This window comes from Cytobacillus spongiae (genome assembly GCF_021390075.1).
Genome location: NZ_CP089997.1, coordinates 1 through 17,624 on the forward strand (window position 1 = coordinate 1; position 17,624 = coordinate 17,624).

Below are 17,624 nucleotides of genomic sequence, written 5' to 3' on the forward strand. Positions count from 1 at the left end.
TTGGAGAATATTGCGGATCTGTGGAATAAAGCTCTAGCCGATATAGAGAAAAAAATTAGCAAGCCTAGCTTTGATACATGGTTAAAATCTACGAAAGCACATACTCTACAAAGTGATTCATTAATCGTGACAGCACCCAATGAGTTTGCTAGAGACTGGCTAGAAGAACGTTATTCCCAACTTATCTCTGGGATCTTATATGAGATAACAGGGGAAGAGCTTGGCGTAAAATTTATTATTCCGCAAAACCAAAGCGAGGAAGAAATCGATTTACCCGTTCCACCTAAGAAAGTAGCCAAAGCTGATGATCAAACAGAGTTACCGCTGAATATGTTAAACCCAAAATATACATTTGATACGTTCGTTATTGGATCAGGTAACCGTTTTGCTCATGCAGCTTCTTTAGCTGTTGCAGAAGCACCAGCTAAAGCTTACAATCCCCTTTTTATATATGGGGGAGTTGGATTAGGTAAAACACACTTAATGCATGCAATTGGTCACTATGTAATGGACCACAACCCTGCTGCAAAAGTGGTTTATCTTTCTTCTGAAAAATTCACAAATGAATTTATTAATTCCATTCGTGACAACAAGACCGTCGAATTCCGAAACAAATATCGAAATGTAGACGTACTTCTTATAGATGATATTCAGTTTCTTGCTGGAAAAGAACAAACTCAAGAGGAATTTTTCCATACGTTTAATACCCTTCATGAAGAAAGCAAGCAAATTGTCATCTCAAGTGACCGTCCACCTAAAGAAATTCCTACTTTAGAAGACCGTCTTCGCTCGCGTTTTGAATGGGGTCTAATTACAGATATTACACCTCCAGATCTTGAAACAAGGATTGCTATTTTACGAAAAAAGGCAAAGGCTGAAGGTCTAGATATCCCTAATGAAGTGATGCTTTATATAGCTAATCAAATTGATTCGAATATTCGTGAGTTAGAGGGCGCACTAATTCGTGTTGTTGCCTACTCCTCCTTAATTAATAAAGATATCAATGCCGATTTAGCGGCTGAAGCTTTAAAAGATATTATTCCAAGTTCAAAGCCGAAAGTGATCACCATCCATGAAATTCAACGGGTTGTAGGAGAGCACTTTCATGTTAAGTTAGAAGATTTCAAAGCAAAGAAGCGAACAAAGTCTGTCGCATTCCCTCGACAAATTGCTATGTATTTATCGAGAGAGCTTACCGATTTCTCTTTACCGAAAATTGGAGAAGAGTTTGGTGGACGAGACCATACGACAGTAATTCATGCTCACGAAAAAATTTCGAAGCTCATCCACTCAGATGCTCAATTTCAAAAACAGCTGAAAGAAATTATGGGCCTGTTGAAAGTTTAAGAGGTCTGTGAATAACTTTTCTATCTTTACTAACAGTCTGTCCACATGTGGATAGACTGTCTTTCCTTTAATTGAGCTAAGTTATCCACATACTAACAGGCCCTACTATTACTTCTACTATTTTTTTAAAAAAATATATATATTCAATCGCCTTTAAAAATAGGATTAAATTGGAGGATGAAAAATGCAGTTTACTATCCAAAGAGATCGTCTAGTTCAAAGTGTTCAAGATGTCATGAAAGCTGTCACAAGCCGAACAACTATTCCAATCTTAACTGGAATTAAAATTGTAGCTACCGATGAAGGAGTTACTTTAACTGGAAGTGATTCAGACATCTCTATTGAATCATTCATTCCAAAAGAAGAAGATGACAATATGATCGTTGAAATTAAACAGCCAGGCTCTATTGTTCTACAAGCTAAGTTCTTTAGTGAAATTGTAAAGAAATTACCGACAGACACTGTAGAAATGGAAGTTTCCAATCAATTACAAACGGTTATTCGTTCAGGTAAATCAGAATTCAATCTGAATGGGCTAGATGCTGAAGAATATCCACATTTACCTCAACTTGAAGAAGAAAATATATTTAAAGTCCCAACAGATCTATTGAAAATGTTAATTCGCCAAACCGTATTTGCAGTGTCCACCTCAGAAACACGCCCTATCTTGACAGGTGTAAACTGGAAGGTAGAAAACAACGAATTAACCTGTATTGCAACAGATAGTCATAGATTAGCTCTACGAAAAGCAAAAGTAGAAACAGAGAATAACGAAAACTACAATGTAGTAATTCCGGGGAAAAGCTTAAGTGAGCTAAGCAAAATTCTGGATGATAACCATGATCTTATTGATATTGTTATTACAGAAAATCAAGTTCTATTTAAGGCAAAGCACCTTCTATTCTTCTCAAGACTATTAGAAGGGAATTATCCTGATACCTCTCGATTAATACCAAATGAAAATAAAACAGAAGTAGTTGTGAATACAAAGGAATTCCTTCAAGCAATTGATCGAGCTTCGCTGCTTGCTCGTGAGGGAAGAAATAATGTTGTTAAATTTTCTACGATTGAAGGAAATCTGATTGAAATATCTTCGAATACACCCGAAATTGGGAAGGTTGTAGAAGAACTGCAAAGCCAATCCATTGAAGGGGAAGACTTGAAAATTTCGTTTAGTGCCAAATACATGATGGATGCTTTGAAAGCATTAGAAGGCACTGAGATTGCTATAAATTTCACAGGTGCGATGAGGCCATTCGTCATACGCCCACTGAATGATGAGTCCATTCTACAATTGATATTGCCTGTAAGAACTTATTAATTTTGCTTCTGAAAAGAACTGCCAAAAAGCTGGTGGTTCTTTTTTACTTCTAAAAAAGCTGGTGTTAGTAAAGTTAGGAGCCGGTGAACTAAAAGATTTCGATTCCAATTCGAATATATTGGAAATAAAAGGTTATTATTAAAGGGAATTCGAATATATTTTTGTGTATGATTCGATTATTTAGTAAAATAAACGAATAGATACTAGTAAAGGTTTCTTGCTAATTTAGAACGGAAAGAGTGAAAGAATGGAAAATACAGTAAAATTAGAAACGGAGTATATGACACTAGGGCAGTTCCTACAGATTGCTGAAATCATTCAATCAGGCGGAATGGCTAAATGGTTTTTGAGCGAATATGAAGTTTACGTCAACGGAGAACAGGATCAACGCAGAGGAAGAAAGCTTCGAGATGGAGATATTGTAGAAATTGCTGATTTTGGACGGTTTATCATTAAGGGTTAGCTAAAAAGGATGTCGCGTTAATGTATATTGAGCAATTAAAATTGAGAAGCTACCGAAACTATGAACAGTTAGATATAGAGTTTGAAAATAAAGTCAATGTCATTCTTGGGGAAAATGCGCAAGGAAAAACAAATGTAATGGAGTCTATTTATGTTCTTGCGATGGCTAAATCACATCGAACGTCAAATGATAAAGATCTTATTCGCTGGGACGAAGAATATGCTAAAATAGAAGGTAGAGTTGAAAAACAACACGGTTCACTCCCTTTGCAATTAGTGATTTCAAAAAAAGGGAAAAAAGCTAAATGTAATCACATAGAACAGCAACGACTTAGCCAATATGTCGGAAATTTAAATGTAGTCATGTTCGCGCCTGAAGATCTCCATCTCGTAAAAGGGAGCCCTCAAGTTAGGCGCCGTTTTATTGATATGGAAATTGGTCAGGTTTCCCCTGTATATTTACACGATATGGGGCAATATCAGAAAATATTACAGCAGCGGAATCATTACTTAAAACTTTTACAAACAAAAAAACAAACAGATTTGACGATGCTAGACATATTAACCGAGCAGTTTATTGAGACGGCTGTTAAAATTATTGCAAAAAGGTATGAATTTCTACACCTACTACAAGAATGGGCGAAACCGATTCATGAAGGGATTTCACGCGGGTTAGAAAACTTAAGAATTGAGTATAAACCTTCAGTAGACGTATTAGAAGATCAGGATTTGTCGAAAATGATAACAATTTACGAGGAGAAATTTGGTAAAATAAAAAAGCGTGAAATAGAGCGGGGGGTTACGATGTTTGGACCTCACCGAGATGACCTCGTATTTTATGTGAATGACCGGGATGTACAGACATTTGGATCTCAAGGTCAGCAGAGAACAACAGCTCTTTCACTGAAACTTGCTGAGATCGAGTTAATTCATTCGGAAATTGGCGAATATCCGATTTTGCTACTTGATGATGTTCTTTCTGAGCTTGATGATTATCGACAATCCCATCTCTTAAATACGATTCAAGGTAGAGTACAGACCTTTGTAACCACGACAAATGTTGATGGAATCGATCATCAAACATTAAAAGATGCTTCCACATTTCAAGTGAGTACCGGAACAATGACAAAAATCCAGTGAGGTGAGGGCATGTATGTTCATGTGGGCGAAGACACTTTAGTTCGATCTAGAGATATTATTGTCATTCTAGATAAAGAGAGTGTAAGCCAAGCAGAGCATGTTCAGGAATTTTTAGAGCGGCAAAGTACGTTGGTTGAAGACCTTTCTAAGGGATCTTATAAATCAATTGTTGTAACTTGTGATAAAATATACTTTTCCCCCTTAGCCTCGGGAACGCTAAAGAAGCGCTCACAGGGATTATCCGTACATGAATTTTAACAATTGAAAACCGGTTTCGAACTAGATTGTATGCTCTCGGTGTGTTTCGTAATCATGCGGAAATCAACCGAAATCAAACAGATTAAAAAAATATAGATTATAGATGTGTAAATAGAAAGTTAGGTGATCGATGTGGCAATGGAACAAAATGCGGTGCAAGGACAATCCTATGATGAAAATCAGATACAGGTTTTAGAAGGGTTAGAAGCTGTAAGAAAGCGTCCTGGAATGTACATTGGATCCACAAGTGCGAAGGGACTTCACCATTTAGTTTGGGAGATTGTTGATAACAGTATTGATGAAGCATTAGCCGGTTATTGTTCAGAAATCAATGTAAACATTGAGACGGACAATAGCATTACCGTTGTTGATAATGGCCGAGGAATCCCTGTTGGAATTCATGAAAAAATGGGACGCCCTGCAGTTGAAGTCATCATGACCGTTCTCCATGCTGGAGGTAAGTTTGGCGGCGGAGGCTACAAAGTATCTGGTGGACTTCATGGAGTAGGTGCATCGGTTGTAAATGCTCTATCTACAGAATTAGAGGTTTTTGTTCATCGTGATGGGAAAATTCATTACCAACGTTTTGAACGAGGTGCCCCTAGTGGAGAGCTTGAAATCATCGGCGATACGGATCGAACAGGAACAACGATCCACTTTAAACCAGATGGTGAAATTTTCACGGAAACACTAGAGTATGATTTTGAGACATTAGCCAACCGCCTTCGAGAGCTAGCTTTCTTAAACCGTGGAATTAAAATTACGATTGAAGATAAGCGTGTAGAAGATAAGCGAAATGAATACCACTATGAAGGTGGAATTAAGTCATATGTTGAGCACTTAAACAGAACAAAAGAAGTCCTGCATGAAGAGCCGATTTTTATCGAAGGTGAACGAGATGGAATATCCGTCGAAGTGTCATTCCAATATAATGATGGCTATATAAGCAATCTTTACTCATTTGCAAACAATATTCATACGTATGAAGGTGGAACACATGAGTCTGGATTTAAAACAGCGCTGACAAGGGTTATAAATGACTACGCTAGAAAAAACGGGATTTTCAAAGACAGTGATGCCAACCTATCTGGTGAGGACGTTCGAGAAGGCTTAACTGCGATCATCTCCATTAAACACCCAGATCCCCAATTTGAGGGGCAAACGAAAACCAAGCTAGGCAACTCTGAAGCTCGTGCAGTAACAGACACCATCTTCTCTGAACACTTAGAGAAATTTATGCTGGAAAATCCTACGGTTGGAAGGAAGATTGTTGAGAAAGGTCTTATGGCAGCTCGAGCTCGATTAGCGGCGAAAAAAGCTCGTGAGCTAACTCGAAGAAAAAGCGCATTAGAAATTTCTAGCCTACCAGGAAAACTAGCTGATTGTTCATCGAAAGACCCTTCCATCAGTGAAATATATGTAGTAGAGGGTGACTCTGCCGGTGGATCAGCAAAACAAGGAAGAGATCGTCATTTCCAAGCGATTTTACCGCTCAAAGGGAAAATCTTAAACGTTGAAAAAGCTAGACTAGATAAAATCTTATCAAACAATGAGGTTCGTGCCATCATAACGGCAATTGGAACTGGAATCGGAGAAGACTTCGAAATATCAAGAGCACGTTACCATAAGATTGTGATCATGACCGATGCCGATGTAGATGGAGCGCATATCAGAACGTTGTTATTAACGTTTTTCTATCGCTATATGAGACAAATTATCGAAGCGGGTTACATCTATATTGCACAACCACCATTGTACAAGATTCAACAAGGAAAGCGGATAGAATATGCTTACAATGACCGCGAGCTTGAACGGATATTAGGCGAGCTACCTAGTCAACCAAAGCCTGGAATTCAACGCTATAAAGGTCTAGGAGAGATGAATCCAGGTCAGCTCTGGGAAACAACGCTTGACCCTGCGACAAGAACACTTCTGCAAGTCAGCCTAGAAGATGCAATTGAAGCAGATGAAACATTTGAAATCTTAATGGGTGATAAAGTAGAACCACGTCGACAATTCATCGAAGAAAACGCCCAATATGTAAAGAATTTAGATATTTAAGCTTATCAGGATAGATAGTTTCCCTCTATCCTACTTTTTCATTTTATCCTTGATAAAAACGAATGATAAACATACCTAGTATTTCAATAAATAGTGATTCAGATTAACTGAAACGATTACGAGGTATCTCTGAAGGAGGTTCCATGCCAATGGCTGAAACGCCTAGTTCTCAAGTAAAAGAGATCAATATTAGCCAGGAAATGCGCTCATCATTCCTTGATTACGCAATGAGTGTTATTGTATCCCGTGCACTACCTGATGTTCGTGATGGATTAAAGCCTGTTCATCGCCGAATTTTATATGCAATGCATGACTTAGGAATGCATTCTGATAAGCCTTACAAAAAGTCTGCTCGTATCGTAGGTGAAGTAATCGGGAAGTACCATCCACATGGTGACTCTGCAGTATATGACACTATGGTTCGGATGGCTCAGGATTTTAACTACCGTTATATGCTAGTAGACGGTCATGGGAACTTTGGTTCTGTTGATGGAGATGCGGCTGCTGCTATGCGTTATACCGAAGCACGTATGTCGAAAATATCGATGGAGCTTTTGCGTGATATCAACAAAGACACAATTGACTATCAGGACAACTATGATGGAGCAGAAAAAGAACCGATTGTTCTACCGGCCCGTTTTCCTAATCTACTTGTAAACGGAACATCAGGGATTGCAGTTGGAATGGCTACTAATATTCCACCGCATCAGCTTGGAGAAGTAATCGATGGGGTGCTTGCTGTAAGTAAAGACCCAGAAATGACCATTCAGGAATTGATGGACATTATCCCTGGGCCAGACTTCCCAACTGCTGGAATGATTTTAGGGCGTAGTGGAATTCGTAAAGCCTACGAAACAGGTCGCGGATCGATAACGTTACGTGCGAAAGTTGAAATCGAAGAAAAAGCAAATGGGAAGGAAGTCATTATTGTTCATGAACTTCCTTATCAAGTGAATAAGGCAAAGCTTATTGAAAAAATTGCAGATCTTGTTCGGGATAAGAAGATTGACGGCATTTCGGATTTGCGTGATGAGTCTGACCGTAACGGAATGCGTGTTGTCATTGAAGTGCGTAAAGACGCAAATGCAAATGTTCTCTTAAATAACTTATATAAACAAACGGCTCTACAGACAAGCTTTGGTATTAATCTTTTAGCTTTAGTTGACGGACAGCCGAAGGTACTGAATTTAAAGCAATGTTTAACAAATTACTTAGATCACCAAAAAGTAGTTATTCGACGTCGAACCGAGTTTGAGCTCCGTAAAGCAGAAGCTCGAGCACATATTTTAGAAGGCTTACGAATTGCTTTGGATCACCTTGATGAAGTCATTAGTTTAATTAGAAGCTCTCAAACAACTGATATTGCGAGAGAAGGATTAATGACCAATTTCAATCTTTCTGAAAAGCAAGCGCAAGCGATCTTAGATATGCGTCTGCAACGGTTAACAGGATTAGAAAGAGAAAAGATTGAAGATGAATATCAAGGATTAATGACGCTTATTGCAGATTTAAAGGCAATTCTAGCTGATGAAGAAAAAGTTCTTGAAATCATTCGTGAAGAGTTAATGGAAATTAAGGAGCGCTTCAATGACACTCGTCGTACGGAAATTGTTGCTGGCGGGATTGAACAAATTGAAGATGAAGACTTAATTCCTAGAGAAAATATCGTATTGACGCTTACACATAACGGATATGTTAAGCGTCTACCTGTTTCCACTTACCGTGCGCAAAAGCGTGGAGGACGTGGGGTACAGGGGATGGGAACAAATGAGGACGATTTTGTTGAGCACCTGATTACAACCTCAACACATGACACGATCCTTTTCTTTACAAACAAAGGAAAAGTATACCGCTCTAAAGGGTATGAAATTCCAGAGTATAGCCGAACAGCTAAAGGGATTCCTATTATTAACCTGTTAGAGGTTGAAAAAGGTGAATGGGTAAATGCAATCATTCCTGTGAGCGAGTTTGTAGACGATTGGTTCTTATTCTTTACAACCAAGCAAGGTGTATCCAAACGTTCACCGTTATCTTCCTTTGCAAACATTCGTAATAACGGTCTGATCGCTCTAAATCTGAGAGAAGATGACGAGTTAATCTCCGTACGTCTAACAGACGGATCTAAGGAAATAATTATTGGAACGCAAAATGGAATGCTCATTCGCTTCCCAGAGACAGATGTCCGTTCGATGGGCCGTACAGCAACAGGTGTGAAAGGAATTACCATTGATTCCGAAGATACTGTTGTGGGAATGGAAGTACTTGAGGAGGAAAGTGAAATCCTCATAGTTACGAAAAATGGCTATGGAAAACGTACACCTGCTGAAGAATATCGAATTCAAGGTAGGGGCGGAAAAGGGATAAAAACCTGCAATATCACAGAAAAGAACGGCAGTCTTGTCTCAATGAAAGTCGTTACAGGTGACGAGGATCTCATGCTAATCACAACAGGTGGGGTATTAATTCGAATGGCGGTTAATGATATCTCTACGATGGGACGAAATACTCAAGGAGTACGTCTAATCCGTCTTGATGAAAGTGAAAATGAATACGTTGCTACTGTAGCGAAGGTTGAGAAAGAAGATGAACCACAAGAATCAGAACTAGATCTTCAAGAAGATGTTCTTTCTGAACCAACTGAAGAATAAATTTGATAAAAAAGGAGTGCAAAAATGTTTTTGTACTCCTTTTTTTCTATATTATGCAGTAGAATTGACCTAGGACTTATTATGTTGAGGTGGTTTTAGTGCGTGTAAATAGTAAAGAACTAATACAAGGTTGTATCGTAACAGAGGACATTTTTGGTTTAACAAATCGCCCAATCTTGCCAAAAAAAACGATTATTGGGAAAGAGCACTTAGAAATACTAGCTGCATTTTTAATAAAAGAAGTTAGTATTGAGAAAACACTCGTAACTGGTGAGTTGTTTGTGCCGCAAGATATTCTAGAGGAAGTAGATTCTAGTCTTGAAGAAACTCGTCAAGATGAAGAACTAAATTTCACTAGCAAATTTCTTATGGCTGTTCGAGATTATAAAAAAGAATTTACAGGCTGGCAATCAGGATTACCGGTGGATATATCAAAAATCAGATCCATTTTACTTCCGCTTCTTGAAAGTTCCCAAGAGAACCCTGCGGATATCTTTCACTTACATCACCTTTCTACTAAAGAGGACTACCTATATCAACATTCATTAGCTGTTGGGATTCTATGCGGGTTTATTGCGAAAAAATTAAATTATAATCAAGGGGATATGCTTCAAGTAGCGTTAGCTGGATGTTTAGCTGATTGTGGAATGGCAAAAGTTAAAACATCTATCCTAACCAAACAATCCTCCCTTACCATGGATGAATATAATGAAATTAAATACCATCCAACATATGGATACCGCATGATTCAAAATATACCTTTATTAAGGGATGTAACAAAGGTAAGTATATTCCAGCATCATGAGCGACTTGATGGCAGCGGTTACCCATTAAGAGAAAAAGGAGAAAAGATCCACCCGTTTGCTAAGATTATTGGAGTAGCTGACACATTTCATGCCATGACATCCGAAAGATTGTATCGCAAAAAGCAGTCTCCATTTAAAGTGCTAGAAATGATGGCACAAGAGCAATTTGGTAAATTCGATATTGCATCCATTCAAGCATTAGCTTCAGGATTCATTAATTTCTCGATTGGTACAAGAGTAAAACTCTCCAATGGTGATACAGCCGAAATTATGTTTGTTGACGAGAAGTCACCAACAAGACCACTTGTAAAACTAATCGATTCTGAACAAATCATCGCCCTAGAGAAAAACCGCCAGCTTTATATAGAAGAAGTGATTAAGTAGACAGATAAGAATCCTGTCTACTTTTTATTTGAAGAATAAAATGAAGTTTAAGTAAGAAGTTTAGAAGATTGCTTTTTTAGATTGGAAAGCCCATTAGAAAGAGAATTAGTCGTCTAGTATCAATTTAAAATGAGAATAGATCCTTTTCAGTTAGAAAAATATTATTTTAAGATAAAAAAGGGTTGCAAATCGAGAGGATGACTGATAGAATAATTCAAGTCAGCAGGAAATGATGCCTCTGATTCAAATACTTTAAAAACACTTTCTAAAAAAGTGTTGACACAAAAAGAAGTATTATGATATATTAATAAGGTCGCTTCTCGGCGACGATGATTGTTCTTTGAAAACTAAACGAACCATAACGTCAACGTTTTAAATTTGTTTTAACTATTGAGCTAATCAATACTCTTTTATGGAGAGTTTGATCCTGGCTCAGGACGAACGCTGGCGGCGTGCCTAATACATGCAAGTCGAGCGAATCTTTAAAAGCTTGCTTTTAAAGATTAGCGGCGGACGGGTGAGTAACACGTGGGCAACCTGCCTATAAGACTGGGATAACTCCGGGAAACCGGGGCTAATACCGGATAATGGCTCCTAACACATGTTAGGATTCTGAAAGATGGCTTCGGCTATCACTTATAGATGGGCCCGCGGCGCATTAGCTAGTTGGTGAGGTAACGGCTCACCAAGGCAACGATGCGTAGCCGACCTGAGAGGGTGATCGGCCACACTGGGACTGAGACACGGCCCAGACTCCTACGGGAGGCAGCAGTAGGGAATCTTCCGCAATGGACGAAAGTCTGACGGAGCAACGCCGCGTGAGTGATGAAGGTTTTCGGATCGTAAAACTCTGTTGTTAGGGAAGAACAAGTACCGTTCGAATAGGGCGGTACCTTGACGGTACCTAACCAGAAAGCCACGGCTAACTACGTGCCAGCAGCCGCGGTAATACGTAGGTGGCAAGCGTTGTCCGGAATTATTGGGCGTAAAGCGCGCGCAGGCGGTTCCTTAAGTCTGATGTGAAAGCCCACGGCTCAACCGTGGAGGGTCATTGGAAACTGGGGAACTTGAGTGCAGAAGAGGAGAGTGGAATTCCACGTGTAGCGGTGAAATGCGTAGAGATGTGGAGGAACACCAGTGGCGAAGGCGACTCTCTGGTCTGTAACTGACGCTGAGGCGCGAAAGCGTGGGGAGCGAACAGGATTAGATACCCTGGTAGTCCACGCCGTAAACGATGAGTGCTAAGTGTTAGAGGGTTTCCGCCCTTTAGTGCTGCAGCTAACGCATTAAGCACTCCGCCTGGGGAGTACGGTCGCAAGACTGAAACTCAAAGGAATTGACGGGGGCCCGCACAAGCGGTGGAGCATGTGGTTTAATTCGAAGCAACGCGAAGAACCTTACCAGGTCTTGACATCTCCTGACAACCCTAGAGATAGGGCGTTCCCCTTCGGGGGACAGGATGACAGGTGGTGCATGGTTGTCGTCAGCTCGTGTCGTGAGATGTTGGGTTAAGTCCCGCAACGAGCGCAACCCTTGATCTTAGTTGCCAGCATTCAGTTGGGCACTCTAAGGTGACTGCCGGTGACAAACCGGAGGAAGGTGGGGATGACGTCAAATCATCATGCCCCTTATGACCTGGGCTACACACGTGCTACAATGGATGGTACAAAGGGCTGCAAGACCGCGAGGTTTAGCCAATCCCATAAAACCATTCTCAGTTCGGATTGCAGGCTGCAACTCGCCTGCATGAAGCCGGAATCGCTAGTAATCGCGGATCAGCATGCCGCGGTGAATACGTTCCCGGGCCTTGTACACACCGCCCGTCACACCACGAGAGTTTGTAACACCCGAAGTCGGTGGGGTAACCTTTTGGAGCCAGCCGCCTAAGGTGGGACAGATGATTGGGGTGAAGTCGTAACAAGGTAGCCGTATCGGAAGGTGCGGCTGGATCACCTCCTTTCTAAGGATATTTACATGAAAGTTGACGCTTATGGTTCGTTTAGTTTTGAGAGAGCAATCTTTCAATTTAATAGAAATATTCTGTTATGTGGGCCTATAGCTCAGCTGGTTAGAGCGCACGCCTGATAAGCGTGAGGTCGATGGTTCGAGTCCATTTAGGCCCACCATTCATAACGGGGCCTTAGCTCAGCTGGGAGAGCGCCTGCCTTGCACGCAGGAGGTCAGCGGTTCGATCCCGCTAGGCTCCACCAAACTTGTTCCTTGAAAACTAGATAATGAAATATAGAAGAAACCAAATTGAAAGGCGTAGGCGACTGTTCAACTTCGACAGACGTTGGTCGACTAAAAGCGCCACATCCTGTGGCAACGTCGACACTAGGACGCCCTGTCCGTCGGAGAGCTGACCATGCAAATCCTGTTTTTGGATTTGTGAGGGCGGATCGAAACGACCGAGAAGTTAGGAGCCGAAGCTAGACAATAAAGAATTACCGAGTAATCGCCAATCTTAAGATTTTCTCTAAACAAGAAATTAGAAGGTTTCAAGACACGAGCAGGTCGAGGAAGCAACTGAGTGAGCACCGGAATGTACTTACGTACATGAGGAGCGGAGCGAAGGAAGCTGACGAAGAGATGCGATGTGTATTGAAAGCTTATAGGTTAAGTTAGAAAGGGCGCACGGTGAATGCCTTGGCACTAGGAGCCGATGAAGGACGGTACTAACACCGATATGCTTCGGGGAGCTGTAAGTAAGCTTTGATCCGGAGATTTCCGAATGGGGAAACCCTCTATCCGTAATGGGATGGAATCCTTATCTGAATACATAGGATATGGAAGGCAGACCCGGGGAACTGAAACATCTAAGTACCCGGAGGAAGAGAAAGCAAATGCGATTCCCTGAGTAGCGGCGAGCGAAACGGGATTAGCCCAAACCAAGAGGCTTGCCTCTTGGGGTTGTAGGACACTCTATACGGAGTTACAAAGGAACGGAGTAAACGAACAAGCCTGGAAAGGCTGGTCAGAGAAGGTAACAACCCTGTAGTTGAAACTTCGTTCCCTCTTGAGTGGATCCTGAGTACGGCGGGACACGTGAAATCCCGTCGGAAGCTGGGAGGACCATCTCCCAAGGCTAAATACTCCCTAGTGACCGATAGTGAACCAGTACCGTGAGGGAAAGGTGAAAAGCACCCCGGAAGGGGAGTGAAAAAGATCCTGAAACCGTGTGCCTACAAGTAGTTAGAGCCCGTTAATGGGTGATAGCGTGCCTTTTGTAGAATGAACCGGCGAGTTACGATTACATGCAAGGTTAAGTTGGATAGACGGAGCCGTAGCGAAAGCGAGTCTGAATAGGGCGAATGAGTATGTGGTCGTAGACCCGAAACCAGGTGATCTACCCATGTCCAGGGTGAAGTCCAGGTAACACTGGATGGAGGCCCGAACCCACGCACGTTGAAAAGTGCGGGGATGAGGTGTGGGTAGCGGAGAAATTCCAATCGAACTTGGAGATAGCTGGTTCTCTCCGAAATAGCTTTAGGGCTAGCCTCATGTAGTAAGAGTCTTGGAGGTAGAGCACTGTTTGGACTAGGGGCCCCCATCGGGTTACCGAATTCAGATAAACTCCGAATGCCAAAGACTTATCCATGGGAGTCAGACTGCGAGTGATAAGATCCGTAGTCGAAAGGGAAACAGCCCAGACCACCAGCTAAGGTCCCAAAGTATACGTTAAGTGGAAAAGGATGTGGAGTTGCTTAGACAACCAGGATGTTGGCTTAGAAGCAGCCACCATTTAAAGAGTGCGTAATAGCTCACTGGTCGAGTGACTCCGCGCCGAAAATGTACCGGGGCTAAACGTATCACCGAAGCTGTGGATTGACATCTACGATGTCAGTGGTAGGAGAGCGTTCTAAGGGCGTTGAAGCTAGACCGCAAGGACTGGTGGAGCGCTTAGAAGTGAGAATGCCGGTATGAGTAGCGAAAGATGGGTGAGAATCCCATCCACCGAATGCCTAAGGTTTCCTGAGGAAGGCTCGTCCGCTCAGGGTTAGTCGGGACCTAAGCCGAGGCTGAAAAGCGTAGGCGATGGACAACAGGTTGATATTCCTGTACCACCTCTTTTCCGTTTGAGCAATGGGGGGACGCAGGAGGATAGGGTAAGCGCGCTGTTGGATATGCGCGTCCAAGCAGTTAGGCCGGTAACGAGGCAAATCCCGTTACCATAAGGCGGAGCTGTGATGGCGAGGGAAATAAAGTACCGAAGTTCCTGATTCCACACTGCCAAGAAAAGCCTCTAGCGAGGAAAAAGGTGCCCGTACCGCAAACCGACACAGGTAGGCGAGGAGAGAATCCTAAGGTGAGCGAGAGAACTCTCGTTAAGGAACTCGGCAAAATGACCCCGTAACTTCGGGAGAAGGGGTGCTTTTTAGGGTGAATAGCCCTGAAAAGCCGCAGTGAATAGGCCCAGGCGACTGTTTAGCAAAAACACAGGTCTCTGCAAAGCCGCAAGGCGAAGTATAGGGGCTGACGCCTGCCCGGTGCTGGAAGGTTAAGAGGAGGGGTTAGCGTAAGCGAAGCTCTGAATCGAAGCCCCAGTAAACGGCGGCCGTAACTATAACGGTCCTAAGGTAGCGAAATTCCTTGTCGGGTAAGTTCCGACCCGCACGAAAGGCGTAACGATCTGGGCACTGTCTCAACGAGAGACTCGGTGAAATTATAGTACCTGTGAAGATGCAGGTTACCCGCGACAGGACGGAAAGACCCCGTGGAGCTTTACTGTAGCCTGATATTGAATTTTGGTACAGCTTGTACAGGATAGGTAGGAGCCTTGGAAGCCGGAGCGCCAGCTTCGGTGGAGGCATTGGTGGGATACTACCCTGGCTGTATTGAAATTCTAACCCACGCCCCTGATCGGGGCGGGAGACAGTGTCAGGTGGGCAGTTTGACTGGGGCGGTCGCCTCCTAAAGAGTAACGGAGGCGCCCAAAGGTTCCCTCAGAATGGTTGGAAATCATTCGTAGAGTGTAAAGGCACAAGGGAGCTTGACTGCGAGACCTACAAGTCGAGCAGGGACGAAAGTCGGGCTTAGTGATCCGGTGGTTCCGCATGGAAGGGCCATCGCTCAACGGATAAAAGCTACCCCGGGGATAACAGGCTTATCTCCCCCAAGAGTCCACATCGACGGGGAGGTTTGGCACCTCGATGTCGGCTCATCGCATCCTGGGGCTGTAGTCGGTCCCAAGGGTTGGGCTGTTCGCCCATTAAAGCGGTACGCGAGCTGGGTTCAGAACGTCGTGAGACAGTTCGGTCCCTATCCGTCGTGGGCGTAGGAAATTTGAGAGGAGCTGTCCTTAGTACGAGAGGACCGGGATGGACGCACCGCTGGTGTACCAGTTGTCTTGCCAAAGGCATCGCTGGGTAGCTATGTGCGGAAGGGATAAGTGCTGAAAGCATCTAAGCATGAAGCCCCCCTCAAGATGAGATTTCCCATAGCGCAAGCTAGTAAGATCCCTGAAAGATGATCAGGTTGATAGGTCAGAGGTGGAAGCATGGTGACATGTGGAGCTGACTGATACTAATCGATCGAGGACTTAACCAAATAAGAAAGCGAAGGCGACTGTACAACTTCGATAGAAGGTAGGAGCCGTAGCTGGACTAGTCAATTCAATGGCATTACCGTAATTCTTTCTTCTATACATTATCTAGTTTTGAGGGAACAAACCTCAAATTAAAATAGTCTGGTGATGAAGGCGAGAAGGTCACACCCGTTCCCATGCCGAACACGGAAGTTAAGTTTCTCAGCGCCGATGGTAGTTAGGGGCTGTCCCCTTGTGAGAGTAGGACGTCGCCAGGCAACAAAAAGCAGCTCAATCTGAGCTGCTTTTTTCGTGTTAAGAATCAAATAATGAATGAGGTCATTCGTCGATAGAACGCCCCATAACGAGCGGTAGGAGGCCTCTACTGGGCGAGTATATGTGAAACTGGAGCAAACCCTTGTTGAATAGGAATGGGTATCCTCAAAAAGCGAGTGACACCGGCTAGTTAATGAGTGAATAGCTCAAATAAGAGCGAAAGCTCAAAAAATGTGTCGCTCCAAGTTGTAACATTCAAACCGATGGCCTCACACGTCAATCCTATCTAATCTTCCTCATGGGAAATGAACGACAGAATTCGCTCCACTCAACTTTAAACACACCTGAGCCTCTAATTCCTCTCCATCAGAAATTCATAAATAAAAAATGGACCCTTCTCGATCGTTACATTTAAGAACGATTGAATAAAGGGGTAGTCTTGATTATGCATCATTTTTATAAGTTCACTCCACCATTCAGTCTCATATCTAGCAATCATACTTAAGTTATAAAGTAACAGATAATGAATAAGAAGCTCATGAAAACCAAGTAGTTCGTTCTTAGATAAAGGAAATACAAATTCTTGTTCTTTTAAATGGTATTTCAAAGGAATTAAGTTAGATAATCCAGTTACTAACTCCAGATAGACTCCATCTTCATTACTAATCGATTCAAGGACGGGGGTGCGACTTTTTGTTTGATAATACTCAATAAAGCGATTTTCTGTCATATGATACAAGTCGAGAATCGATGGAGGGAATTGAAAACGTCCATCCTTCAGTCGAATTTTTTCAAAGACACATCTCCCAAATATTCGTTCATTTAAAGAACCGAGCTCTGGTATATGTTCTAATAACTGTTCCATTGAAAATTTGGTTCCTTCTAAATGATTCATATGAAACATTTTTTCTGCCATAAATGGAAAGAGACCACTCTTTTGTATTTTGACTTCATCATGTAAAAATTGATACTGTTGTTTTTTTCGTTTCCTCGTTGATACACCATGGGCAAGAACTGATGTTGTCTCAGGATAGTTTGGATCAATTGTTAATATACAAGCCTTTACTAAGTGAACTAATCCATAAAAAATTAGGATTGGTTTAATCGTAATCGGAGAATGTTTTGCTTGTTCATAATAAATTTGACCATGTTCAATGTAGTAAATAAAGGGATAGCAGTTTTCATAACTTTTTTGTTCAGATTGTTCCAAATGTTGTTTTTGATAGCATGTATTTAGATAATTTTGAGAGATATCTGCTGAAAAAAAATAACTATAAGATTCCCATCCTCTATAAGAAAATTCCACAATATTAAACCTCCGAAAATTTAGAAAAATCTAACATATTAAACTCTTCTTGACAGTATTATGTCCAATTGATAACCTACTAATAATATTT

9 protein-coding genes, 2 tRNA genes and 3 rRNA genes are annotated in these 17,624 nt (G+C 42.0%); 13 read left to right on the forward strand and 1 reads right to left on the reverse strand.

Features of this window, described 5'->3' with window-relative positions; translation table 11 throughout:
• The 13 genes from dnaA (at position 1) to rrf (ending at position 16,229) form a co-directional block, all read left to right on the forward strand.
• The gene (dnaA, locus tag LS684_RS00005) at positions 1-1,347 is read left to right on the forward strand and encodes a chromosomal replication initiator protein DnaA (RefSeq protein ID WP_233808914.1); all 1,347 of its coding nucleotides are present in this window, start codon (positions 1-3) and stop codon (positions 1,345-1,347) included.
• A 184-nt stretch (positions 1,348-1,531) separates the two neighbouring features.
• Positions 1,532-2,668, forward strand: coding sequence for a DNA polymerase III subunit beta (gene dnaN / locus LS684_RS00010; RefSeq protein ID WP_233808916.1), 1,137 nt, complete (start codon positions 1,532-1,534; stop codon positions 2,666-2,668).
• Positions 2,669-2,915: 247 nt separating this feature from the next.
• The gene (yaaA, locus tag LS684_RS00015) at positions 2,916-3,131 is read left to right on the forward strand and encodes a S4 domain-containing protein YaaA (RefSeq protein WP_233808918.1); all 216 of its coding nucleotides are present in this window, start codon (positions 2,916-2,918) and stop codon (positions 3,129-3,131) included.
• Positions 3,132-3,151: 20 nt separating this feature from the next.
• A complete protein-coding gene (recF, locus tag LS684_RS00020; RefSeq protein ID WP_233808919.1) occupies positions 3,152-4,270 on the forward strand; it encodes a DNA replication/repair protein RecF in 1,119 nt (372 codons plus the stop codon).
• Between the two features lie 9 nt (positions 4,271-4,279).
• Positions 4,280-4,528 (forward strand): extracellular matrix regulator RemB, encoded by a 249-nt coding sequence (gene remB, locus LS684_RS00025; protein WP_233808920.1) that lies wholly within the window; start codon positions 4,280-4,282, stop codon positions 4,526-4,528.
• A gap of 138 nt (positions 4,529-4,666) precedes the next feature.
• Entirely contained in the window at positions 4,667-6,589 is a 1,923-nt protein-coding gene (gene gyrB, locus LS684_RS00030) for a DNA topoisomerase (ATP-hydrolyzing) subunit B (RefSeq protein WP_233811725.1), read from the forward strand.
• A gap of 149 nt (positions 6,590-6,738) precedes the next feature.
• The gene (gene gyrA, locus LS684_RS00035; protein WP_233808921.1) at positions 6,739-9,237 is read left to right on the forward strand and encodes a DNA gyrase subunit A; all 2,499 of its coding nucleotides are present in this window, start codon (positions 6,739-6,741) and stop codon (positions 9,235-9,237) included.
• Positions 9,238-9,335: 98 nt separating this feature from the next.
• Complete coding sequence (locus tag LS684_RS00040) at positions 9,336-10,427, forward strand: HD-GYP domain-containing protein (protein WP_233808922.1); 1,092 nt, start codon at positions 9,336-9,338, stop codon at positions 10,425-10,427.
• Positions 10,428-10,836: 409 nt separating this feature from the next.
• A 16S ribosomal RNA gene (locus LS684_RS00045) occupies positions 10,837-12,387 on the forward strand.
• Between the two features lie 89 nt (positions 12,388-12,476).
• Positions 12,477-12,553, forward strand: a tRNA-Ile gene (locus LS684_RS00050).
• An 8-nt stretch (positions 12,554-12,561) separates the two neighbouring features.
• A tRNA-Ala gene (locus tag LS684_RS00055) sits at positions 12,562-12,637 on the forward strand.
• Positions 12,638-13,041: 404 nt separating this feature from the next.
• A 23S ribosomal RNA gene (locus LS684_RS00060) occupies positions 13,042-15,974 on the forward strand.
• A gap of 138 nt (positions 15,975-16,112) precedes the next feature.
• A 5S ribosomal RNA gene (gene rrf, locus LS684_RS00065) occupies positions 16,113-16,229 on the forward strand.
• Together the 16S, 23S and 5S rRNA genes with 2 tRNA genes alongside form the textbook arrangement of a ribosomal RNA operon.
• 350 nt (positions 16,230-16,579) lie before the next feature.
• On the opposite strand, the gene LS684_RS00070 is transcribed toward rrf, so the two are convergent.
• The gene (locus LS684_RS00070; protein ID WP_233808923.1) at positions 16,580-17,533 is read right to left on the reverse strand and encodes a YaaC family protein; all 954 of its coding nucleotides are present in this window, start codon (positions 17,531-17,533) and stop codon (positions 16,580-16,582) included.
• Positions 17,534-17,624 lie beyond the last annotated feature (91 nt).